Origin of the sequence: Novosphingobium fluoreni, from assembly GCF_014196615.1 — a bacterium.
GTDB classification, from domain to species: domain Bacteria; phylum Pseudomonadota; class Alphaproteobacteria; order Sphingomonadales; family Sphingomonadaceae; genus Novosphingobium; species Novosphingobium fluoreni.
Window position 1 is genome coordinate 25,159 of sequence record NZ_JACIDY010000005.1, and the last position, 24,045, is coordinate 49,203.

Genomic DNA, 24,045 nt, shown 5'->3' on the forward strand with positions numbered 1-24,045 from the left:
CTTTGGCATGGCCCGCGCCCAGAAAACGGCTAACGGCGACGGCCGCGATTTCGCCCCCGCCGTCGGAGTGATCCGCTGATGCTGGGCCGGGCAGCCAATGGCGTCTACTGGATGACGCGGTATCTTGAGAGGGCGGAGAATACCGGGCGGCTGATCGACGTCGGTTTTCACCTCGCCCTCACGCGCGGCAGCCGGGAGCGGCAGGACGAGGAATGGCGCTCGGTGCTGATCACCACCGGCCACGAGCAGGGCTACCTGGCCGCGCATCCGGACATCAGCGGCGCGCAGGTTTTCAACTATCTCCTGCGCGAGCGGGAGAACCCAGGCAGCGTCCTATCCATGTTGGAAAGTGCGCGCACCAACGCCAGGGTCGTCCGCACCAGCCTCACCAATGAGGTGTGGCAGGCGATCAACGAGACCTGGATGATCCTGCGCGACATGCTCAGCCGTCCGGTGCGAGAAGGCAATCTGGGCGAGGTTCTTTCCACCATCCGCCAGCGCGCGAGCCTAGTTCGTGGGGCGATGGAAGGCTCGATGCTGCGCAACGAGGTGTTCAACTTCGCGCGCATCGGCACCTTCATTGAGCGGGCGGACAACACCGCGCGCATCCTGGACGTGAAATACTACGTCCTACTGCCATCGGTCGCCTGGGTCGGCTCCAGTCTGGACAATGTGCAGTGGGACACGCTGCTGCGCTCGGTGGCGGGAAACCGCGCCTTCTCCTGGCTCAACGCCGGCACGATGGACCCGCGCGAGATCGCCCGGTTCCTGATCCTGGACGGGCGTTTCCCGCGCAGCCTGGTGTTCTGTTTTGATAAGATCCGCAGCAACATGGCGGGCCTGGCGAAGCAATACGGCGGGGAAACCCAGGCGCATCAGCAGTTGCGGGATGCGGGCAGCCGCTTACATGACTGCACGATCGAACAGATTTTTGAATCCGGCCTGCATGAGTTCCTGCGTGACTTTATCCGCCGCACCCATAACATCGGCGAGGCGATCTCGTCCGACTATCGCTTCATCGGATAGGACGGCCCACCCGTGTTGCTGACCATCGAGCATGAAACTCGCTACAACTTCGATCAAAGCGTGATCCATGGTCTGCAGCGTTTGCGGCTGCGGCCCAAGCCGACGCATGGCCAGCAGGTGGTGGAATGGGAGACCGTGCTGGAAGGCGCGCGTCACGAGGCGGCTTACGACGATCAGCACCACAATCATGTGGAACTGGTTTCGCTGGAGCCGGGCGTACGCGAGGTTGTCATCACTTGCCGCGGCACGGTGAAGACGGCGGACAATCACGGCATCCTGGGGGAACATAGCGGGCATTTTCCTCTCTGGGCCTTTACCCGGGCCACGCCGCTGACCCGTGCCGGCCCCAAGGTCCGCTCGCTCGCCGCCTCGGTCGCCGGGCAGAAGGAAGAGCGGTTGGCGATGCTCCACAGCTTGAGCCTGGCGGTGCGTGCGGCGGTGGAATATGAACCGGGCACGACCGACGTGACTACCACGGCAGAGCAGTCCCTGGCCGCCGGACACGGGGTTTGCCAGGATCATGCGCATATCTTCATCAGCGCCGCACGCTTGCTGGACGTGCCGGCGCGCTACGTTGGCGGCTACCTCAAGATGGACGGCCGGGTGGAGCAGGATGCGGGCCACGGCTGGGTCGAGGCCTACGTAATGGGCCTTGGCTGGGTCGGATTTGATGTCTCGAACTCGATAAGCCCGGACGAACGGTATGTTCGCGTAACCACCGGTTGTGATTATAGTGAAGCCGCGCCGTTTACAGGTGTAGTGACCGGCGCAGGACCGGGGCGCCTGTCCGTTCATCTCTCGGTAGATGCACCGCAGGTAAGCCAGCAGCAGCAACAGTCCGCTCCCTGACGCTGGGGCGGCGCGGACGGGGTTTTGAAGGACGGGTTCGAATAATGACGTATTGCGTGGGGATGATGCTGGACCACGGGCTGGTGATGATGAGCGATACCCGCACGAATTCGGGCGTCGACAACATCTCGAGCTTTCGCAAGATGTTCCACTGGTCGGTTCCGGGCGAACGGCTGATCACGGTGATGACAGCCGGCAATCTTGCCACCACCCAGTCCGTGATCAGCAGCCTGGAAGAACGTAACAAGGCCCCGTCCGATCGGCACAATTCGCTGCTGGAAGCACCCACGATGTTCCAGGTGGCGACGATCGTGGGCGATCTGTTGCGCCAGACCATCCAGTCCCGCGCAGTGCAGGGCGGCCAGAATGCAGGCAACACCTTCGGCGCCTCGATGATCGTGGCGGGACAGATCAAGGGCATGGAGCCGCGCCTGTTCCTAATCTATCCCGAGGGCAACTTCATCGAGGCGAGCTATGACACGCCGTTTTTCCAAATCGGCGAAACAAAGTACGGTCGCCCGATCCTGATCCGGGGTTACGAGCGCGATATGTCGTTCGAAAGCGCGGTAAAGCTGCTGATGGTCTCGTTCGATTCCACCGTGAAGGCCAACCTGTCCGTTGGATTGCCGCTGGATCTGCTGGTGGTGGAGCGCGATCACTTCGAGCCGCTTCATGAGCGTCGCATCGATGGCAAGGATCGCTATTTCCAGACGATCTCGGCCGGCTGGGGGGAAGCGTTGAAGAAGGCGTTCCTCTCGCTGCCGAATTACGAAATCGAGCCAACGCCGACCCACGCCATCGTCTCGTAATGGAAGCACGCAGCGCCGATCCGATCACCATTGCGACTGGACCGGTACGCCGCGAAGCTATAGGGATGTTTACGAGATAATCTGCCTGCCGTGATCGGCAGATGGTACCGTGCGGTACGCGCAACAGGAACCGTTCGCCCCGATGAAGATCGCCTCAAGAGAGTCCGAAGCGACCTCGTCCAGAAGGTCCGGCTCGGGCTCCGCCAGGAAACGCCGGTCAGCCTCCGCTGCGGGCGTTGCGACAAACGACGATCGCCTGCTCTACATCGCTGCCGTCGCGTTCTTCGCTATGGTTCTGCTGGCGCCTGCCATGGTCGTTCGCGAAATGGCGATCGGTGACATCAGCGCCTCGGGAGAGGGCAGCGTCGTCCGACAGATTGGTTACGTCCTGATCCTGTTGTTCTCGATTTTCGCGACTTGGAAGCAGGGATCGGGCCTCAAGGCGCTGATCATGCCCTGGCCGTTGATGCTGGCGCTGGGATGGTGCTGGATCAGCTTGGCGTGGGCGATCAATCCAGGTGTTGCCGTTCGTCGCCTGGTGCTGATGACGATCGTCGTCTGGAACACATTTATTATCATGCAGGCCGCCGGATACGATCGCACGATCAAGGTGCTACGTTTTCTGTTCGTTGCTATCCTGATCGCAGGGTACATCACGGTGGCCATCGCGCCGTCGATTGGCATTCACATGATGCTGGACGGCGATATCCAGCTGACGGTGGTGGGTAACTGGCGCGGTCTGATGGGGCACAAGAACATCGCGGGCGCGGCCTGTGCCATCACGCTGATGCTGTTCCTTTACGATACCAAACAGATCAAGCCGGTCTTGCGTTGGGCGGTGCTCCTGGCGGCGGCCTTTTTTCTCTACAAGGCCCAGTCCAAGACATCCTTCGGCATGCTGCTGATCGCGCTATTATGCGGCTGGATTTTTCAGCGCTACGACGAACGCATCCGCAGCTTTGCGATCCCGATGATCATGTTCCTCACCGCGGCGGGGTGGTTCTTCTACAGCACCTATCAGAGCTTTGTGTTCGAGAACCTGCTGAACCCCAAATTCTTCACCGGGCGCGGTTTCATTTGGGACGCGATGATCCGCTACGCGGGTGAGCATCTCTTGCTGGGCGCAGGGTACGGATCGTTCTGGGACGCTGGCACGGACAGCCCGATCTACGACTACGGGCAGGGCTTCGTGAAGACGGCAGGGTCGGGCCATAACGGTTATCTTGATTTGCTGGTCGCCGTCGGCGTTCCCGGTGTGTTGCTGGCGGTGTTCGCGGCTGTGGTGTGGCCGGCCTGGAAATTGCTCGCCAGTCGGATCACACCGCAGCGCGGCGCTCTGGCAGTGGCATTGCTGGTGTTTTGCATGGGGCACAACGTCACCGAATCCAGCTTGCTGGAGCGCGATACCCTGGTGGGCGTCATCATGATGGTGGCCGTGGCGATCGCCCAGAACTGGGAGCAGGTCGGCACTGCCAGCCGCAAAATGAGTGGAGCGGATATCTTCGCCGCCCTCTCGCAGCGCCGGCGTGAACTGGCCTGAGGCGGCCAGGATGATGACGGGCCAGCGGCCCCGCGGTGCGCGCCTTCCGATCGTGCAGGGCTGGCTGCTTGTTTTTATCGTCATCATCATCGCGGCGCATCTAGCGGTGTCGTGGCAGGCCCCGCTTAGCAACGATGCCAGCATGCAATGGCTGCAAGTTCGCACCAACCGCCTGAACGACTGGCACCCACCCGCGATGACGCGATTGTGGCAGCTCCTGGGCGTTTTCGGACCTGGCCCGCGCCCGCTGCTGGTGTTTTCGATCCTCTTCTACTGGAGCGGCATCGGGCTGTTCGCTATGACCCTGGTGCGGCTGGGTAAACCTATGATCGCTTTTGCTGCGGTCGCGGCATCGGTGATCGCGGTGGTGGTCTGGTTCGATCCGATCGGCAAGGATGGCTTGCTGACTTCTTGCTTCATCTGGAGCTACGCCCTGCTGCTGGCGGCCAGGACGCGGGAGAGGGCATCCGTGCCGCTGATCGCTATCGCACTGCTAATGGTCTGCTGCGGGGTCCTGATGCGGCACAACGGCGCCTTTGCGGCAGGCCCTGCCGTGATCTTGGCGTTTGCGCCAAGACTGCTGCGGCGCTTCTGGTTGAGCCTTGGCTTGTGCGCGATCATCGCGGTCGCCCTCGCTGGCGCGGTGCAAGTGGCGAACCGCGCGGTCTTCCGCGCCGAATCATCGCGGGTGGAAGATTCGCTGTTGCTGTTCGACCTGCTCGGGATCGCGAGCGGAAGTGGCGACTTGACGGTGTTCGGGCCGGCCAGCCGCATCACCAAGCGCGATGTGACACGCTGCTATTCCCCGGTGATGTGGGACACGATGGCGCCTTGGGGCAAGTGTCCGTGGTTTCCGGAAAGGGCTGGTGCGAAACTGCTGGATCAGCCCCAGATAATCGCCGGGGCCGTGCCGCCGCCGTCTGATTTCAAGCGCCGATGGATCGATGCGGTGGCGGCTCATCCTGTCACCTACGCCGTGCATCGCGTGCGGCATATGAACGCCGAACTGCTGCTGCTCACTTCCACGAAGCCACGCAATGGCATCGTCCCGGTATCACCCACCGAGTTGCGGGACCCGCCGCAAGATTCGCTACTGACGCTTATTGCCAAGCATACCCTGGGCGTCATCTTCATCCCCGCCGTGGTTGTGGCGCTGGCGCTCAGCACGTTTGTCATGCTGTTTATGCGGCTACAGCGCGTCGAGAAAAACGATGCCGTACTCTGGACTGCCTTGTCGATGAGCGCGGCGGCGCTGCTTTACGCGGGATCCTACGCCATTGCCGGTGTGGCCACGGCCCCGCGCTATTTTTTGCTGACGGCAGTCCTGTCCTCATTCGCGCTGGCGATTGGCATTGGTGATGGGGCTTGGCGTACCCTACCGCGTGAAAGGCGTGGGCTCGCTGTGGCGTGCCTGGCATTGCCAGTGCTGGCGATCGGTCTTGCCGAGGCGGGACGCATGTTTGTTTCGATCCCGCCCGATTCATTGCTGATCCCGCCGCGCTGACAGCTATCGGCTGATCTCGCGCGCGATGGCTCGTGCCACTGGGACAGAGGCCAGTGGCGTCAGGTGTGAGTGATCGATATGGATCGGTCCGCCATCGGCGGTGAATAAGCGACATCGGCCACCCGGGCATTCGATGTCGAAGTGCGAGACGTAGCGGGCACCGGTGGCGATCACATCCTGGCGCATGGCCGCGTCCAGGGGGCGGCGATCGGCCTCTCTTGCGTTTTCCATGCGACCGAAATCGTGATCCAACATGCTGCGCGCCAGCAGGTCGGGAAAGTCGGCGGAGTATTCGACCATCGGGCCGACGACGACGATCCGGCGCGCGCCGCGTTGTTGCAACCGGCGGATCGTTTCGATCAGCAACGGCCGGTCCGTATCGAACCAGCGACCGGCGATGACGACGCCTTGCAACCGAGAGACGTCCACTTCCTCCAGTGCCGCGATCACGATGCCCCGACAACTGCGCAGCCCCTTGCCCTGGATCGTCGGCCGGCACCCCGCCGCCGTCGCTTGCAGCATGTTGGCCGGTGCGATGGCGCGGCGCAGCTCCTGTGACAGCTGTCCGGCATGGCTGTCGCCCACGAGCAGGACGTTCGCGCGGTCCGACGCCATTTGCAGGCAGGCCGTATCATTGGGCGTCGTGTACGGCAGGTGGAAGCAGTGCCCGGTGGCATATTGCGCGCGGCCCGCCGGTGTTTTGTCGAACTGGAGGTAGCCTGCCACCCGTGTCACATCGGGCGGGAGGTGTTTGATACGCTCCGCCTGTTTGGCGATGATCAATCCGGCAGCCGCGATGGCGACGAGCCCCCCCAGGGCGATCATATGCGGCATCAGGCCAGTGCCGTTTCGCCAGCGCCTCAGGGCCGGGCGTTCCACCAGGAAGTAGGATAGGATCGCCGCCATGAAGCTCAGCGTCACCAAAATGGCGATATCGGCGCTGCCGATGATCTCCGACCGGCCCTGAAGGTAGAAGGCAATGATCGGGCGGTGCCAAATATAGAGTGAATAGGAGATCAGGCCGATCCATCGCAATGGTCGCAAAGAGAGAAGGCCTGCCGCACCGGTGCCGGGTGCATAGGCTATCAGCAGCGCCGCCGATCCTGCCACCGGAAACGCGAAAGGGACCGGAAAAGGCCAGGTCGACTTGATCGCGAACACGCTGGCCACGATTACGACCAGCGCGCCCCATACCGCCACGGTTCGCACAACTTGCGGCAGCTTCGGGAAGACGCCCAGCGCCACCAGCCCGCCCAGCAGCAGTTCCCAGATACGGGCGGGGAGCAGGTAGAAGCCACCGCCGGGATCGAAGACGGCATAATAAAGCCCCGTCAGGATGGAGGTGGCGCTGATGCCCATGAGTACTTGGACCAACCGCCGCCGTTCCAGGCCGCGCAGCGCCAGCAGCAGGATCGGGTATAGCAGGTAGAACTGCTCCTCCACCGCCAGCGACCAAGTGTGCACCAACGGCTTCAAGTCCGAATAGAAGTAGTCGACCGTTGTGTAGAAATAGATGTTCGATCCGAAGGCCGCGGTCGCCGCCGCGCTCCGGCCCAGGTCACGCAAGGGCTTTGGCAGCAGGATGATGCAGCCCAGCGACAGCACGACGACGATCATCAGCGTCAGCGCGGGCAGAATGCGGACGATCCGGCGGCGATAGAAGCTGGTGAGCGAAAACGATCCGGCGGCCAGCTCGGCCTGGATGATGCCGGTTATGAGGTAGCCGGAGATCACGAAGAAGATATCGACGCCGGTGAAGCCACCCCGCAACGCGGTCACGCCGCAGTGATGCAGCAGGATCGGCAGGATCGCCAACGCGCGCAGGCCGTCGATTTCGGGTCTGTGCTTGACGCCGGAGCTGGGCCTGCTGACAGTATGCGGGACGACAGGCTCCAAGGCGGTGCTCATTCAGATGCGATCGGGCAACGTCGCGTGGGGGTGATGTGAAAGGTCGCCTGGCGCGCGAGCGATCCCCTCGACGCTACGTTGATCCACTGATAGAGGCTTGGCAAGTGGCGGCACGGGCCGTTGCCATAAACAAGGGATCGTACGTGTCCAGCGCCTCGGCCATGATGATGACCGATCCGGCATCTCGCCAGCGAAGGCCGCGCGTCCTTCAGGTCATCACCAAGCTGGACCTCGGCGGTGCGGAAAGCGTCGCGATCGACCTTATCGGCGCGCTGCATCGCGAAGTGGACTTCGGTGTGTTCGGCGTGTTCGCGCTTTCGGAACAGACCCAGGTCGGGCGAGACATGGCTGCGCGTCTTCGCGACTCGCGCGTGCCTTTTTGGGACGGGGCCTCCGGCAATTTCAAGAAGGGCGGCGCTCTGGTCGCGGCTTGGAGGCTGGCGCGGGCGGTCAAAGCGTTTCGGGCGGACGTGGTTCACCTCCACACGGAGGTGCCGGAGCTGACCTATGCCTTAGCCACGCTGCTATCGCCCGGGTTGCGCAGGGTTGGCGTCTTGCGCACAGTCCACAATTGCGAGTTATGGATCGCTTGGGGCCGCATCGGCGGTTGGGTGACGCAGCGGCTGTCGCACGGCCACGCCATCGCCGTCTCGCAAGCGGCGGCCGATGCCGATTGCGCCATTCCGACCCGCACGACCCGGACGCGGCCGACCGTGATCTATAACGGGGTTGTCGCGCCCTCGACTTCGACAGTAACCACAAGAGCCCCGTCTCCGGTGCGTTTGCTGTTTGCCGCGCGGCTGGTTCCAGCCAAGGGAAGCGATCTCCTGCCTGCGATCCTGGCTTCGGCGCATGCCGGAACGACACGGCGGGATGTGGAAGTGACGATTGCTGGCACAGGTCCGCAAGATGCGGAACTTCGCCATGATCTTCAGGGCATCGCGTCTGGGTGGACGGTGCGGATGGTGCCGCCGATCGAGCAACTGGGGCAACGACTGGGCGAGTGGGATGTGGTTCTGATGCCGTCCCGGTTCGAGGGGCTGGGCCTGCTCGCGATCGAGGCGTTCATGGCAGGTGTGCCGCTGGCCACGACCACCGCACCCGGGCTCGCCGAAGTCCTTCCGCCCGATTATCCGTACAATGCGCCGGTCGATGATGCCCACGCTTTGGGCGGTATCGTGGCGCGTCTGATCGACGACCCTGCCGCCGCTCGCGAGGTTGTCGCGCCTTTGCGGCAGGTGATGATGACGCGCTTCTCGCCCGAGGAGATGGTACAGGGGTATCGCCAGGCTTACGCGGAGTTGGCCGGGGGTGGGGCATGAGCGCCACGCCTAAAGTCACCATCGGGATCAAGGCCTTGAACGAAGAGGCCCATATCGCGCAGGCTCTGGCGAGCGCTTGTGCCGCCGTCGCGCCGTTCGGGGGTGAAGTGATCTTGGCAGATAGCGGCTCGACCGATCGCACGATCGAGATTGCGCGAGGCTTTCCGGTTCGCATCCTGCAATTGGCCATCCCGGCGGAGAAGTCCTGCGGCACGGGCGCGCAGCTGGCATTTCAGCAGGCCAGCGGTGACTTCTTCTACCTCCTCGACGGCGACATGGTGTTGAAACCCGGATTTCTGGGTGCTGGCGTCGCCTTTTTGCAAGAGAACCCGCAGTTCGCCGCTGTCGGCGGACGCGTGTGCGAGGCGAACACCAACAGCATTGAATTCGAGCTGCGCGCGCAATCCGACGCCCAAAAAGGCTCCCGCGTGGCCGGGGAAGTGGACCGGCTGGACTGCGGCGGCCTGTATCGCGTGGCTGCGGTGCGGGAGGTGGGGTACTTTGCAGACCGCAATCTTCACGCTTTCGAGGAGTTCGAACTGGGTGCCCGCTTGCGATCGAAAGGCTGGAAGTTGGCGCGTATCGGCGTCGATGCAGTGGACCACTACGGTCATGTCGTCGCGGGGTACAAGCTGATGCTGCGCCGCCTGCGCTCGGGCTATGCCGGGGGGGCGGGCGAGGTCGTGCGCGCAGCCATCGGCCAGCGGCATTTCGGTCAGGTGCTGCGGGACTTCGCACAGTTGCGCTTTGGCATCGTGATCTACGCATGGTGGGTGCTGTTGGCGCTTTGCCTAGCGGGCGGTTGGCGGCTGGGACTGGCTGCGATCGTCGCGCTTCCTGTCGGTTACTTTTCCTGGCGACGGGGCGGGCTTCGACTGGGCCTATACTCCCTGGCGACCTGGAACGTGAATGCCATCGGCCTGATCCAAGGCTTTTTCCGCCCGCGTCGTCCTGCGCTTGAGCCGATCGGCTGCAACGATCTGTCCGCGCGCTGAGATGGCGGGGGCCATTCACTTCGCGATGACGCATAGCGAGCCGGGTGGCTTACGCGAAATCTGGAACGATGCCGTCGCCGGTCTTGCAGCGCGAGGCCATTCCGTGCGCCGGTTTGTCCTCTACCCCAATCGTGACGCCGTGCAGCGCGATGCGGCGGCTGAGGAGGGCTGGCATCACGTGTTGGCTGCGAGGCCCTCGGGTTTGCTTGGTAACATCCGCTTGTTTGTCGCTCTGGTGCGCTATCTGCGCCGAGAGCAGCCTCGGGCAGTGATCACGGCGATGCCCTTGGCGAACGTCCTCATGCCGCTGGCGGTGCGCGTGGCGGGAACGGGGACGCGCGTCTACGTGTCTCACCACTCGCCCGCCGATACCCATAACCCGCTTCTGGCCCGGCTCGACCGGTGGACCGGTGGCATGCGGGAAGTCAGCGCGATCATCAGCGTATCCGATGCCGTGGCCCGCTCGCTGGATGGAGCACCCGCCGCCTATCGGGCGAAGCGCGTGACCGTTCACAATGCGCTGCCCGAAAGCGTGGAACAGGCGATCGACCGATTGGTGGCGGTAGCGCGTCCGAAGGCGGTGGGGCGGATCGTGGCCATGGGCCGGTTGAGCTATCAGAAGAACTATCCGATGCTCCTGCGCGCGATGGCCCAGGTTCCGGCCGGAACGCTTGACATCATCGGCGGTGGGGAGGACGAAGCGGCCCTTCGTGCGCTGACGCTCGAGTTGGGCATAGCGGATCGGGTGCGCTTCCTGGGCCAGATGACGCGGCAGCAGGCGCTGGCCCATGCCGCCACCGCGCAAGTGTTCGCACAAGTTAGCCATTATGAGGGGCACAGCCTGGCCCTGGTGGAAGCGGCCAGGCTGGGATTGCCCCTGGTGGTGTCCGCGGTTCCGGTTCAGATGGAAGGTATCACCTCGCCATCGGGAGAGCATTGCGGAATCGCCGTCCCGATCGGGGACGATACCGCCCTGGCCACAGTCCTGAACCGGCTGCTGGCGGACGAGGCCGATCGCGCACATTGGGCCAACCAGGCGCGATCCCTCGGCCTTACGGCGTGCCACGCGGTCATGATCGACGCCTACGAAAGGCTTGTGGCAGGGTGAGATACTCGGTGCTATCAGGCCGGAATGTCGTGCCACGCTCGCCTGATCGCCACCAAGCCGATACGGGCGGCGGGTTCGTGATCATTCTTGGACAAAGGCTGGTCTGATGGCAACCGTGCTCCCCACTCAGCATGATTTTGCCGCGCAGGCCTTCGAGAGAGTCATGCGGTTGCGGCGGCTGATTGCCTCGGTAGCCCTTTTCATTCTTTTGGAACTGTCCCTGGTTGGACTGGCTCCTTATGCGGATACCGTCGCGAGTGCGACGTCGCAGCAAGGCGATATCGGGCGACAAGTGCTGATCCTGGGGGCGTTGGGTTTGTTGATGATCGCGCCGTCGAACGCGCGACCACCCATGGCCGTGCCGACGTCGATACTGATTCTTCTGGGCTATTGCCTGCTTACTTGTTTGTGGGCAATTGAACCGGCGCTGGCGATGCGGCGCCTAGCGCTCACCACCGCAGCTATCTGGATTGTCGTACGTTCCGTGGGTGATTTGGGAGCGGTGCGCACCCTGAACCTGATGCGGATCGTGCTGGTCGTCTTGTTGGTCGCCAATTTCGTATCGATCTATGCCACGCCCTTGGCAAAGCATCTGGCGACGGATGAATCCAGCATCATCGACGACTGGCGCGGCGTGATGTCGCACAAGAACGTTGCGGGCGTGGCCTGCTCGATGACGATCCTGTTCTTCGCCTTCGATCGCACCAGCAGTCGTATGCCACCTTGGGTTCATGCCCTGGTGTTATCGGCAGCGACAGTCTTTTTGGTGATGTCGAACGCCAAGACATCGATTGGAATGGTCGTCATCGCTCTCGCCGCCGGGTTTGCGATGCAATTCTATAATCCGCGCCACCGTTCCATGGCTCTTCCGGCCGGGGTTACGGCGGCCGGGCTGATTGTCCTATACGTCTTTATGTATTCCGGGATCATCGAGAGGATCTTGAACGATCCCTTCGCTCTGACCGGGCGTGGCTCGATCTGGCCCCCCTTGCTAGAGTATGCTGGTGACCATCTTTTGACCGGGTCAGGATTTGGGTCGTTCTGGCAGATCGGTGATCGCAGTCCGATTTTCGATTACGCCCGGGGATGGGTAGCGCATAACATTGGCAGCGGTCACAACGGATATCTCGATCTGTTGGTGACGATCGGACTGCCTGGCCTGGTCCTGGCGGTGGCGGTGCTGCTGGTCTGGCCGATGATCCGCCTGCTCTGCAGCCTCAGCATAAGTCGGCCGCGCCGGGCACTGCTGTGTTCGATCCTGGTATTTTGCGCGGGCTCGAACATCACGGAGTCCACGCTGCTGGATCGTACGGCCGTGGTGGAGATATTTCTGGTCATCGCCGTCGTGTTGATCCACCGCTTGTCGGACCAGAGCGCGGGCGCGCACCAGTACCTTCGCGAGCGGATGATCCGCCTGGCGACGCGAAACAGCTTCAAGGCGATCCGGTCTAGAATTGCTACAGGCGATTGGAGCCGGCCGGGCGCGGTTCGCGATGCCGCCGGCACGCCGGAACCTGCGGAAGATCGCATCGGGTGATCGCTGCCGACGCCGCGTCCTGGCGCGGACGGATACAGTGGTACGCTACTGCGGCCGCAGGGCCGATGGCATCGGCGGCGGTTCAATTCCTGCTTTCCCTCACCCTCCTGGCGAGTCTTCCGGTGGCGGAGTTCGGGCGGCTGTCTTTCACGTTTGTCGTTTCACAGTTCAGCGTCGGGGTGTGGGCTGCGCTGTTTACTTCGCCCCTCCTGGTGCTGTCGGCACAAGCCGCTGCCGGTTCTGGCTCGGCGCATGACGAGCTTGAGGGCGTGCGTGCTATGGCCTGGCTGGCTCTGGCGCCAGCAGGGCTGATCTTCCTGGCCATCGCGCTCGCTGTTGGCTTGGGCACGGCCTCGGCGCTGCTGTTTGCCACCTACGGCACTTTGGTGCTGATCCGGCAATACGCGCGTGTACAGGCGACCGCACAGGGTCGTTATCGGAGGGCGATGGCCTCCGATCTGGTCTACAGCGCCGTGCTGCTGGGCGGCGTCATCGTGCTGTCCGTCCTGCCCCGCACCGGTGAGCAAAGCGCGCTGGCGTTGCTTGCGGCGGCTGTGTTGAGTGGCTTGGCGCCGCTCCTCATTTCTCGGCGTGAACCCCGCGTTCGGCGCGGCGCTCCACGCCACTATGCCACAGTTTGGCATCGCGATGCGCGCTGGTCGCTGGTGGGGGTGATCAGCACGGAGGCGACGGTCAACAGTCACAGCTATATCGTGACGGCGCTACTGGGGCCTCGCGCCTTTGCGCCGATCGCTGCGACCGTGCTGTTCATCCGCCCGGTGACGGTGGCCGTCAACGCACTTGTAGAGTTTGAGCGAGCCCGAGCGGCGCATCGCATCGCCCGCGGCGAGTTTGCTGCGCTTGCCACTGCCCGGCTGCATCTGCGCCTGCTGCTGCTGGCGATCTGGGCGGCGACGATCGTGCTGGCCGGCCTGGTCATCACATTTGCGCCCAAGCCATACATGGTCGGCAAGTTCGGCCTGGGCGTCGTGCTGGCCGGCATCGGTTTGTGGCTGGCGGTGGCCCTGGCGCGATTGCTTCATGCGCCGGAGGGTGTGATCCTGCTAGCGGCGGGGCGCTTTCGCCAGTTGGCCTGGATCAGTGGCTGGACCGCCGTCCTTTCGATCGGGGCAGTGCTGATCCTGGTGTTCACGGTCAGTCCGGTTATCTCGATCGCCGGTATCGTGCTGGGAGAAGGTGTGTTCGCGTTCGCTGCGTGGCGAGCGACTACCCGTTTCCTGGCGCGTCCTTCGACCTAGGGTTTATCCTGAACGATGGTGTGCTACGACAGATGCCGAGAGGCCATGCGGCCAGCGAATGGAGCTGCGGGTTGAACGAGGCGAGATCGGAATTTCCCGCATCCCAGATAGCGTCCCCGATAGCGCCGGGTTCGCCTGCGACGATGGCCGACCCGCAGATCGCAAGATTGACGATCGGCGGCCTGCCTATCGTTCGGCTCACTCGCGCGCATATGGCGCAACTGATGCTGGTGGATGTCGCGCAAGTGCGCAGCAGAGTCCGGTCGCTGCCCCGTCTGCTGACATCGGCCAACGGCAGCGTCGTCGCCGACTATCACCGCAACGTGGCCTTGCGGGCGGCCATGGACAAGATGGACCTGATCGATGCCGACGGCATGCCGCTGGTGTTCGCCAGCCGCATCTTCTGCAAGCATCCGCTGACAGAACGCGCGGCGACGACCGACTTTCTGCTCGACGCCTGCGCGGTGGCGGCGCAAAATCAGGTGCGCTTCTTCTTTCTGGGCGCGCGCCCCGGTGTCGCCGCGCGCGCTGCCGAGCATTTGCGCTACCGCTTTCCGGATCTCCAGATCGCGGGCACCCGCAATGGCTATTTCAAGGACGCCGATCTGGCAGAGATATGCCGCCAGGTGCGCGATGCCGGTACCGACGTGTTGTGGCTTGGCCTTGGTACGCCGCGCCAGGAAGAGATCGCCGTCGCCATGCGTGAGATGCTGGGCGGTGTCGCCTGGGTGCGTACGTGCGGGGGCCTTTTCGATCATTACGGCGGCGGCGTGTCGCGCGCGCCGTACTGGATGCAGGTGCTGGGGCTGGAGTGGCTCTATCGCGGTGCGCGCGAGCCGCTGCGGCTTGGTTGGCGCTACCTCGTGACCAATCCGATCGCGGTTTACTACCTGCTCACCCGCACGCGCGATTGACCTTCGCGCCGACACGCTGATGAGGAACCGATGCCCCCACGCGACCGCCGCTCGATCCGCTATGACCAGTTCGCAAAGCCGCAAAAGCGCTGGCCGCGGCTGATGGCCTACATCGGCATTCCGCTCGTTCTCGCCGGTACGCTGGCCGGAGCAGCCTACGTCAAGCTGCACCGCCACGATCCCGAATCGCTCGACACCACGCCCCCTGTGGCTCTGATCAAGGCGAGTGGTCCGGTGCAGGGCGAGACCTATGCCTGGAAGCATGTGGCCATCGGTGGTGGCGGCTTTATTGTGGGCCTGTCGATGGATGCGGCTGGCAAAACCTTCGTCGCCCGTACCGACGTTTACGGCGCATATATCTGGAGCGACAAGGACAACCGCTGGCATCAGCTGGTCACGGCGGCGGCGATGCCGGCCGGTGACCGGGTTCAGGATGGACTGGCGCGCGGTGCCTACGAAGTGGTTGTCGCCCCGTCCGATCCGAACCGCATTTACCTCGCGATCAAGGGTATGGTCTACCGCTCCGACGATCGCGGCGCGCACTTCACCGCGGCGCAGACCGGGCCCTTCCCGGTGGAATGGGACGCGAACAGCCAATGGCGCTTTGCCGGGCCCTTCCTCGCCGTCGATCCCGGCAATCCGGACATCGTTCTGCTCGGCACGCCGGGGCGGGGGCTATGGCGCAGCAGCGATGGCGGTCGCACGTGGCAGCAAGTGGCGAGCATGCCGGTCAACAAGGACCGCGCGCCCGACCCAGGCGTGCAATCCCCCGGTAGCCAGATCTGGTTCGAGCCGGGCCGCGAAGGTCGGACGACGGGCCGGGTCTTCGCGTTTGCTTCCGGCATCGGCATGTTCGTCTCGACCGATCGCGGCGCAACCTTCAGGCCCCTCGGCGATGGCGGGCAGCACCCGACCAGCCTCAGCCGGGGGGGCTTTGCCCGCAATGGAGACTTTTTCGCCGCTGACCTGGAAGGCAAGCGCGTCTGGTCCTACCGGCAAGCCGATGGCTGGCACGATCTGGTGCAAGAGGGCAAACTTGCCGCGCTGAATTACCAGTCCCTGGCGGCTGACAGTCGCACCGATCGCATCATCGCGCTGGACGAGGGCGGCAACGGCTTCCTCAGCCCCGATGGCGGCAAGACATGGTCGAACATAACGCATTCGGCCAGCGTGGGCGAAGGCGATCCGCCCTGGCTGAAGGTGGCTGACCTGCCGTTCTTCGCCACCGGGTCGATCATGTTCGACCCCGCCCGGCCGGATCGGATCTGGGCGGCGCACGGTGTGGGCGTATTCCGCGCCGATCTGACCGGGGGTGACACAAATCTTGCCTGGGTCAGCCAGACGCGCGGCATCGAGGAACTTGCCGCCAACGATGTGGTGCAGACGCCAGGCCATGCGCCAGTCTTCGCCGCCTGGGATTTCGGCATGCACATCAAGCATGACCTGAACGCCTATTCCACGCGCTTCTCGCCCGATCGGGGGTTCATCGCCGTGCAGCAACTGGACTGGTCGCCGGCGGACACCAGTTTCCTCGTCACCAACGCCAGCGATACACGGCCCTGCTGTGCTGAGGACGGCAACGCGGTGATGGCGGGCACCAGCATCGATGGCGGCAGCACCTGGTCCAAATTCCCGACTTTGCCAACACCGCCGGGGACAAAGGCGGACGATCCGTGGCGGATGGCGTTCGGCACGATCGCGGTCTCCGCCAGTGATCCCGATAACATCGTCTGGGCTCCGGCGCAGAACCGCGCGCCCTTCTTCACCAAGGATCGCGGACGCACGTGGGAGCAGGTCAGGCTATCAGGCGCGCAGGGGGATAACTACGGCTCCTTTCAGAACAACTGGTACCAGCGCAAGACCCTGGCGGCTGACAAGACCAGCGGCGGCGTGTTCTATCTCTACCACAGCGGCGAAGCGCCGAATGCGGCATTGGCTGGACTGTGGCGTTCGCCCGATGGTGGGTTGAACTGGGAGCATGTGTTCGCCGGTGAGATTGCGCCCGGTAGCAATTCGGCGGCGAAGCTGCGGTCGGTACCGGGCAAGGCGGGGCACTTGTTTTTCACTACGGGCACCGCCGATAATCGCTCGCCATTGATGCGCAGTACCGATGGCGGGAGGACTTGGAGCAAGGTTGCCAATCTCGGTCGCGTGGATGATGTCGCCTTCGGCAAGGCGGCGGCGGGCGCGGCTTACCCGGCGATCTACATCTCCGGTCAGGTCAACGGCTCCTACGGCGTGTGGCGCTCTATCGATAACGCGGCGACTTGGCAGCGATTAGCCGATTTTCCCATGGGCACGCTCGATCAGGTGACGGTGATGGCCGCCGATCCGGACGTTTTTGGGCGCGTTTACCTGGGCTACAGAGGCTCGGGCTGGATCTGGGGCGAGCCGGCATCGTGCAAGGCCTCACCTCTGTCCGCTTTTGCGATTAGCCAGTGCTTTGCCGTCGCGCGTTGAGGCTAGGGGGAAGCCGGGCGGTGGCGTCGCAAAGGCGGCACAGCCCGCAGCCAGCGGCTCATCGGCTTCTCGACGTAGTGGTGGAAGGGGATCGAGATCAGGACGCTGAGGATTATCGAACTGACGACCTCCAGCCAAGGCGCCTGCGGGCCGGCCACCCGGCTGATCACGACGATCGATGCCGCCACGAAATACATGTGCGTCAGATACATGGCGTAGGACGCATCCCCCAGGGTCAGCCCGATCCGGGACACCGGGATGCGATGTTCGACGCATAGCCCCAGTGCGATCAGCGATGCGGAGGCAAGGGTGAACATCGCATCTGTCTTGGGCCCGAGCGGCGGATCGGCGGGCATGGCAAAGCCCAGCACGATGAAGGTGATCGCGCTCGCGATCCAGAACAGCGCCATGCGGGGGTCCTTTATCAGCCATGAGCCTCGCAGGAAAAGCATGCCGATGCCCATGCCCAGCGCGAAAGTGAGCAACAGTTCTTCGGTGTAGAAGCGCGGTATGGCGCTTTGAAACGGTATCAGCGCGCCGATGAGTGTGAGCACCACGAACAGCATGGCGATCACCGCCACGCGCCGGCCCACGCTGAGTGACGCCGCCAGTGCGAACAGCACATAGAAGAACATCTCGTAGTTCAGCGTCCACCCCAGCTTCATCAACGGCACCAACTCGCCATTTTCGCGGGCGTAAGGGATGAACAGCAGCGACTTGGCCAACTGCGCCCATGAGAACGTGGTGTTCTTGAGGAACGCTGGCGCCACGACCGCGAGCAGCGCGACTCCGATGGTCACCAGCCAGTACAGCGGCACGATCCGTTCGATCCGGCGGCGCAGAAAGCGGCCACCGTTGAACGGGCCCTGCCCGGTATTATAGACCATGATGAAGCCACTGATGACGAAAAAAAGTAGCACCCCAAACGATCCCAGTCGCCGATAGGTAGCGTCAACGTAATCGATGGGGTGGAGCAGCGCATGCGCAACGACAACCATCAGGGCCGCGACACCGCGCAAGTACTGGATCGGGAGTATCCTCATGCGGCCCGATGGCTTTCGTTGTTAAGCAAGACCATTGCGCTGGTGTGCCATCGTGTCCAGCCCGAGCTCGGGCAATATATAAATGGGTCCTGTTCCGGCACGCTAACGCTGCGTGGGTTCATCGAAGCACCGGAATAGGTCGCTGCCCGCGGGACCATTGATTGACGATCCGTATCAACGGCGTTTCGACCAGATAATGGACCACGATTCCGCCTGTAACCGCCAGAACAACGCACGCGATCAAGAACGCAGCCAGCGCAAGGGGGCTACCCAAGGGAAGGTGCACTTTTGCGGCGATCGCCAGCAGTACCAAAACGATGGGATTGTGTACCAAGTAGATCGCGAAGGAGGCATTGCCCAAAACCAGACCCGCCTTGCCTAACCAACCACAGGCGGGCCGGGCGCAGACCGCGCATAGCAGGATCGGCGCGCTCAGTGCGGTCCATAAAGCGGAAATGCCCAGGCCATATTGCTCCGGCAGCAACGTGACGATCAGGCAACTTGCCGCCATCAAGCCGATCATCGTGACCGCCGGCACTTGGCCGATCGGCAGAAGATGTGGCCTGGTCAGGAAAAGCCATGCCACCGTCATGCCGATGGCAAACTGGAAATTTGCGCCGTGATCCCCGCCCATTACGACTTTCAGAACCTCGAACCACGGCTGCTGCGTCACGTCCGCTGCCCACCCCAGATCGTAGCTCAGGAAGTAGAAGGCTGCGCTGGCGACGAACCAGGCGATCAGAATTGCAGGGCGGCGGCGTGAGCCTAGCAAAGCCCAAGCGAAGACGCCGTAGAACAACAACTCATGTCGCAACGACCAGGCAACGTTCGGCTTCAACTCCCCGATTGGCCAGACGATAAGCGTGCGAAGGGCGAGATCCCACTCTAGGCGCGAAGTTCCCGCCCAGCTCAATGCGTTATAACCGATTGTGCAGAGCCACAGGAACGGCACGATCCTGACGAACCGTCTGCGCAGGAATTCTCCAACCGGCGCTTTGGGTACGAGATGCTCATCCATCGCCGCGATCAGGATGATGAAACCGCTGATAGAAAAGAATGCTGCAACTGCGAAGAGCGATGCAACGTGCCAGTCAGGCATCACCATTCTCGAGTAGTATTCTGGTTTACCGATGATGCCATTGCAATGACTGATAACGACAATAACGGCACTCAAACCGCGGAGGTATTGAATGCCATCAACAATGGTACCCTTTTTATGAATACCATTACTACCCACCAAGAATGCCATATCGTTATTGATCGTATATGTCCGTTTTTGCTGCCATCGTAAATAAGTATGAGGCGTTGTGTCGTTTCGGCACCAACCGCTTCGCCAATCATTCCGCCGAAGCTTGATCAATTCGAGAAAGCTGTTTAGGCAGGTATCGATAAAGTGGCAACGGAAAGGCGCTTGCCGGTGGGGTTTCGCAAATATTACGTCATTTTGGCGGCATTGTCGCTGGCCGGATGTGCGTCGTCGGGAAGCGTCGTTTCCAGCGGTGAGCGCTACGCCGTCAACGACCAGTTGTCTGAGACGTACCCGCTAGGTGCAGGTGACAAATTACGCGTAACCGTGTTTAATGAGCCGACACTTTCGGGCGAATTTTTCGTCAGTGGTGACGGTGAAGTGTCGCTGCCGTTGGTCGGCAATGTCCCGGCTGCGAACAAGACGACGCGCGACGTCGCGGCGGATTACGCCCGTCTCCTGGCGGACGGCTACTTGCGCGATCCCAAGGTCAGCGCGGAAGTCATCACTTACCGGCCTTTCTTCATTTTGGGCGAAGTGACCACGCCAGGGCAATATCCCTACGTCAGTGGGATGACCGTTTACAGTGCGGTCGCCACTGCAAGCGGCTTCACACCGCGCGCGAAGAAGAGCCGCGCCTTCATTCGTCATCGTGGCGAGGAGGCTGAGACGGAATTCGAATTGACGCCGACCCTGCGTGTGCTGCCGGGCGATACGATCCGCATAGGCGAGCGATATTTCTGAGTATATCGCCTCTGATTTCCGCGATGTCGGGGGGCGTCGCGGGTCGGCGCCGCGACTGAACCGGACGCTGGACGGACGCCGTATCATTAAGCGTGACGGTCGTATCGTCGTGGCCGGGCCTTTGCGCGCAGACATGTCGGATTTGACTTACGCGGCCATAATGCAAGCGACACGCTCTGCTCGCCGCATGACTGACGTCGTTGCTCGCGGCCTGCGCTCACGGGCGTTCTGCGGATCAATCGTTGCGCTGCCGCTCCTGGCCGGCGCGGGCGTGGCACGAGCGCAGGCTATTGCTCCGCTGGTGCCGTTGACGCTGGAACCGACCTACAACCGTGGTCGCAATATTGCCGTAGTCGAACAATTTGATCCGGCATTCCAACCTTTGGGTGTCCGATCGGGCTCGGTGCTCGTATATCCCTCGCTCAGCATCGTCACCGGTGCGACCAACAACGTCTTCAATTCTAATTCATTCAAGCGTAGCGACGCATTCTATTTTCTTCAGCCGGTCGTGAATGTCACCACAGACCTGCCGCGCCATAAAGTGGATATCGTCGCCAGTGCCGACATCCAGCGTTACGCGCATGAGCAGTTGCGTAACCAGAATGCCTATGCGCTGACGGGGCAGGGCCGTCTTGATATTGGCCGCAACCTCCAGATCACCGGTCGGATGCAATATAGCCGGGCGTCGGAATCGCCCTTTGCATCTGATCTTGCAGCTGACGTTTCGGTTCTTTCGATCTTTACTAGGGCCTCTCCTTCGCTGACGGCGGTTTATTCAGCCGGGCGAACTCGCCTGACGGCCAGAGCGGAACGTATATCTCTCAACTTTGATGATATTCGCTTTGTAAGTGGCGCCATCCGTAGCCAGCGCGAGCGCGATCGGAGCCTTGATCGCCTGACGGTGCAAGCCGAGTATGGATTGTCGCCGAGCATCGCAGCTTTCGCCCAGGTGACCTACGAGGCAACGGACTACAAGGCACCGCTCCGCTCCGATGGACGGGCAAACCGCGACGGCAAGGCCTACACCGTGCTGACGGGCCTTAATTTCGACCTTGCGGGGTTGATGCGGGGCACGATCGGCGGTGGCTATGCCAAACGCAATTTCGATGCTGCTTTCTACCGGGATAACTCCGGCTTCATTCTGCAGGTGCAATCGGAGTTCTTCCTGTCCCCTCTGACGACCATAGGGCTAGGTGCGCAGCGAACGATTCAGGACTCAAGCTCGCCGTTCAACGGTGCGTATACGGATACACGCGCCAGCGTGAACATCGATCATGCCTTGCTTCGGAATCTCATCTTGACGGCCAATCTGACGCGGGTGAACCAGAAGCTCCTGGATACGGATGCGACATCGCGCCTGACGATTGCCGGCTTTACCGCAAAATACCAATCCAACCGCTTCATCAGCATTGCCGCGAATGTGCAGTACGGTCACGCGCGCCCAGGCGCGCTCCCGTTGGGTATCGCGTTCGACGAGTTGCGCGGGCAAGTCACGTTGCGCGTCAGGCGCTAGGGTAACGAGGAAACCAGGGGGGCGGGGATGACGGGCATCTTGCGCTTACTGGGCAAAGGAATGAGATCGGCATGAAAGTCTCGACCAACGTCGCAAACTATGAGGCCCGCTTGTCGGATGTCCTCCGCACGGCGCGCGATGTCGTGCGCCGCAGGTTGCTTACGCTGCTGATCGTGGCCGGATTGGTCACGGTCGTAGGCGTGTTTCTGACGCTGCGGATCACGCCGGTCTACACTGGTGTGGCGCGCGTGCAGATCGATCCCACGCGCAACCCCTTGCGCAGCGCCAACGAAGCGCAGGCCCAGCTGGCCAGCGAAGCGATCGAAACCGAGGTTTCGGTTGCGAACTCGATCGCGGTGGCCCGCACCGTGGTCCAGCGCCTCAGCCTCGATAAGGATCCAGAGTTCACCGAAGGCCTGGACGAAGCCATCGCCAAGGGTAAGCTTAGCCGCGCCGGTCGGTTCGACGCCGTCGTGAACAAGGTGCGCGAACAGGTGTCCGTATCGCGCGAGAAGCTTACCTACATCATCGCCGTCCGCTTTACCTCGCCTGACGCATCCAAGGCCGCCCGTGTCGCCAACGCGTTTGCGACTGCTTACCTTGATGCGAAGGTGGGCAGCAGCATTGGCACCGCCGAACGCCAGTTCGCCTTCTTCCAGAAGCGCCTGGACGAACTGGGTCGCGAAGCTCGTGAAGCTGACGCCAAAGTGGCGCAATACCGATCGCAGTACGGCATTCTGAGCGGCGGTGGCGAGCAGAACCAGCGCCAGCAGACCATCATCGACCAGCAGATTTCGCCGCTTGCCATTCAGCTGGCCCAGGCAGATGCGCAAGCCGCCAAGGCGCGCGCCGATCTCGCGGCGGCACAAGCGCAGGTCCGCTCCGGTCGGATCGATACGGTGTCCGATGTGCTCAATTCCACAACGATCCAGGATCTTCGCAGCCAGCGCGCGCAAGTTTTGCGTGCCTTGGGCGAGATCGAGGATCGCTATGGCCCCCGTCACCCTGAAACCGCGCGCGTGCGCGACCAGCTCAGCCAACTTGATCGCCAGCTTCGCGAAGAGTCTGCGCGCGTCATCCGCTCCTTGCAGTCGCAAGCCAGCTCCAGCGCCGCAATGTCGGGGTCATTGCGCTCGGATATGAATGCGTTGGAGGGCAAGCAGGTCGACAGCGTTCGCGCTTCTGTCATCGCCGACAGTCTCCAGCGTGAAGCCGACAGCGCCCATGCGGCTTACGACCGCTTGGCGCAGCAGGTTTCCGAAACGCGCCAGGCGTCACAAAACTCGATCGCGCAAGCCAAGATCGTCGACGCCGCTGATGCCCCGCAAGCTCCCAGCTGGCCGAACCGCCCGCTGTTGATCCTGTTGTCGATGCTGGTGGGTGTCGGTGCGGGCATCGCAGTCATCACCGTGCAGGAACTGATGGTGTCGGGCATGCGCAGTGTCGAGGACGTCGAAGGCGAACTCGGCGTGCCGTTGCTGGGCGCGATCCCCGCGATGCGAAAGGTGGCTCGCCCGGCCGATCTCTTGATCGAAAAGCCGACGTCACAGTTCGCCGAGGCACTGCGCAATGCGCGCGCGTCGATCATGGGTGTGAAGTCGGATACGAAACCGCGCGTTATCGCACTGACGTCGGCCATGCCGAGCGAGGGCAAGACCACTACGGCTCTGGCACTGGCGCGGACCATGGCCATGAATGGCCAGCGTACGATCATCCTCGACGTCGACGTGCGACGCGCTCAGCTTCGCCAGATCCTCGGTACCCCAGCTGTGGCGGCAGGCACAGTGGAAGTGCTGACGGGGGATGCTCCGCTAGAGCAGGCGATCGAGGCCTCAGGGCTCGAGAACCTCGATCAGATCGTGGTCAACAAGCCTTACTTCAGCTCCGAAAACCTGTTCGGCAATGATGTGATGCCCAACATTCTGGAAGAACTGGCCGCCAAGTACGATGTTATCGTGCTCGATCTTCCGCCGTTGCTCGGTCTTGCCGACGGTCGTTTCCTGGCGGCGCTGGCGGATGCCGTGGTGATGGTGATCAAGTGGGATGCAACGCCACAGCACGCGGTCAGCAGTGCGATGAATTCGTTGCGAGCTGATGGGTCGAACGTGATTGGCGCGATCTACACGATGGTCGATCAAAGTTCGGAATCGGTCGGTGCGTACTATTATTATTCCAAGAAATATTCGGCCTATTACAACCAACCTACCAGTTAACGTGCTGGGCCGATAAGACAGCCGGAAAGGGCGCGATCGGTAACGTTCGCGCCCT

18 protein-coding genes are annotated in these 24,045 nt (G+C 62.5%); 15 read left to right on the forward strand and 3 right to left on the reverse strand.

Annotated features, from left to right (window positions below):
* Positions 1-78: 78 nt before the first annotated feature.
* The 5 genes from GGR39_RS10805 to GGR39_RS10825 all read left to right on the forward strand — a co-directional run bounded on the left by GGR39_RS10805 (position 79) and on the right by GGR39_RS10825 (position 5,728).
* On the forward strand, positions 79-1,026 hold the full coding sequence (locus GGR39_RS10805) for an alpha-E domain-containing protein (RefSeq protein ID WP_183617151.1): 948 nt from the start codon (positions 79-81) through the stop codon (positions 1,024-1,026).
* 12 nt (positions 1,027-1,038) lie between these two features.
* Positions 1,039-1,875: a transglutaminase domain-containing protein gene (locus GGR39_RS10810; RefSeq protein WP_183617152.1), complete on the forward strand. Its 837-nt coding sequence runs from the start codon at positions 1,039-1,041 to the stop codon at positions 1,873-1,875.
* 44 nt (positions 1,876-1,919) lie between these two features.
* Entirely contained in the window at positions 1,920-2,684 is a 765-nt protein-coding gene (locus tag GGR39_RS10815; RefSeq protein ID WP_058737146.1) for a proteasome-type protease, read from the forward strand.
* A 142-nt stretch (positions 2,685-2,826) separates the two neighbouring features.
* Positions 2,827-4,224, forward strand: coding sequence for an O-antigen ligase family protein (locus GGR39_RS10820; RefSeq protein ID WP_183617153.1), 1,398 nt, complete (start codon positions 2,827-2,829; stop codon positions 4,222-4,224).
* A 10-nt stretch (positions 4,225-4,234) separates the two neighbouring features.
* Positions 4,235-5,728, forward strand: coding sequence for a hypothetical protein (locus GGR39_RS10825; protein WP_183617154.1), 1,494 nt, complete (start codon positions 4,235-4,237; stop codon positions 5,726-5,728).
* 3 nt (positions 5,729-5,731) lie between these two features.
* On the opposite strand, the gene GGR39_RS10830 is transcribed toward GGR39_RS10825, so the two are convergent.
* Positions 5,732-7,636, reverse strand: a complete 1,905-nt coding sequence (locus GGR39_RS10830) for an acyltransferase family protein (RefSeq protein WP_183617155.1) — start codon at positions 7,634-7,636, stop codon at positions 5,732-5,734.
* 143 nt (positions 7,637-7,779) lie between these two features.
* Here GGR39_RS10830 and GGR39_RS10835 point away from each other — a divergent pair, with 143 nt between their 5' ends.
* The 7 genes from GGR39_RS10835 to GGR39_RS10865 all read left to right on the forward strand — a co-directional run bounded on the left by GGR39_RS10835 (position 7,780) and on the right by GGR39_RS10865 (position 17,231).
* Entirely contained in the window at positions 7,780-8,958 is a 1,179-nt protein-coding gene (locus GGR39_RS10835) for a glycosyltransferase (protein WP_183617156.1), read from the forward strand.
* Positions 8,955-9,953: a glycosyltransferase family 2 protein gene (locus GGR39_RS10840; RefSeq protein ID WP_183617157.1), complete on the forward strand. Its 999-nt coding sequence runs from the start codon at positions 8,955-8,957 to the stop codon at positions 9,951-9,953. The genes GGR39_RS10835 and GGR39_RS10840 overlap by 4 nt, the downstream gene beginning before the upstream one ends.
* Position 9,954: 1 nt before the next feature.
* Entirely contained in the window at positions 9,955-11,061 is a 1,107-nt protein-coding gene (locus GGR39_RS10845; RefSeq protein WP_221226093.1) for a glycosyltransferase, read from the forward strand.
* 106 nt (positions 11,062-11,167) lie between these two features.
* A complete protein-coding gene (locus tag GGR39_RS10850; RefSeq protein WP_183617159.1) occupies positions 11,168-12,598 on the forward strand; it encodes an O-antigen ligase family protein in 1,431 nt (476 codons plus the stop codon).
* The gene (locus tag GGR39_RS10855) at positions 12,595-13,857 is read left to right on the forward strand and encodes a hypothetical protein (RefSeq protein ID WP_183617160.1); all 1,263 of its coding nucleotides are present in this window, start codon (positions 12,595-12,597) and stop codon (positions 13,855-13,857) included. The genes GGR39_RS10850 and GGR39_RS10855 overlap by 4 nt, the downstream gene beginning before the upstream one ends.
* 143 nt (positions 13,858-14,000) lie before the next feature.
* On the forward strand, positions 14,001-14,771 hold the full coding sequence (locus tag GGR39_RS10860; RefSeq protein ID WP_246388636.1) for a WecB/TagA/CpsF family glycosyltransferase: 771 nt from the start codon (positions 14,001-14,003) through the stop codon (positions 14,769-14,771).
* 30 nt (positions 14,772-14,801) lie between these two features.
* Positions 14,802-17,231 (forward strand): WD40/YVTN/BNR-like repeat-containing protein, encoded by a 2,430-nt coding sequence (locus tag GGR39_RS10865; protein WP_183617162.1) that lies wholly within the window; start codon positions 14,802-14,804, stop codon positions 17,229-17,231.
* 2 nt (positions 17,232-17,233) lie between these two features.
* Here GGR39_RS10865 and GGR39_RS10870 read toward each other — a convergent pair whose 3' ends face one another.
* Both GGR39_RS10870 and GGR39_RS10875 read right to left on the reverse strand, forming a co-directional pair.
* Positions 17,234-18,274 (reverse strand): acyltransferase family protein, encoded by a 1,041-nt coding sequence (locus GGR39_RS10870; protein WP_183617163.1) that lies wholly within the window; start codon positions 18,272-18,274, stop codon positions 17,234-17,236.
* Between the two features lie 118 nt (positions 18,275-18,392).
* The gene (locus GGR39_RS10875; RefSeq protein WP_183617164.1) at positions 18,393-19,523 is read right to left on the reverse strand and encodes an acyltransferase family protein; all 1,131 of its coding nucleotides are present in this window, start codon (positions 19,521-19,523) and stop codon (positions 18,393-18,395) included.
* A gap of 168 nt (positions 19,524-19,691) precedes the next feature.
* Between GGR39_RS10875 and GGR39_RS10880 the strand changes: the two genes are divergently transcribed.
* The 3 genes from GGR39_RS10880 (at position 19,692) to GGR39_RS10890 (ending at position 23,990) form a co-directional block, all read left to right on the forward strand.
* Positions 19,692-20,264 carry a polysaccharide biosynthesis/export family protein gene (locus tag GGR39_RS10880; protein WP_183617165.1) on the forward strand — a complete coding sequence of 191 codons (573 nt, stop codon included), beginning with the start codon at positions 19,692-19,694 and terminating at the stop codon, positions 20,262-20,264.
* 187 nt (positions 20,265-20,451) lie between these two features.
* A complete protein-coding gene (locus GGR39_RS10885) occupies positions 20,452-21,777 on the forward strand; it encodes an outer membrane beta-barrel protein (protein ID WP_058737134.1) in 1,326 nt (441 codons plus the stop codon).
* A gap of 71 nt (positions 21,778-21,848) precedes the next feature.
* Entirely contained in the window at positions 21,849-23,990 is a 2,142-nt protein-coding gene (locus GGR39_RS10890) for a GumC family protein (protein ID WP_183617166.1), read from the forward strand.
* Positions 23,991-24,045 lie beyond the last annotated feature (55 nt).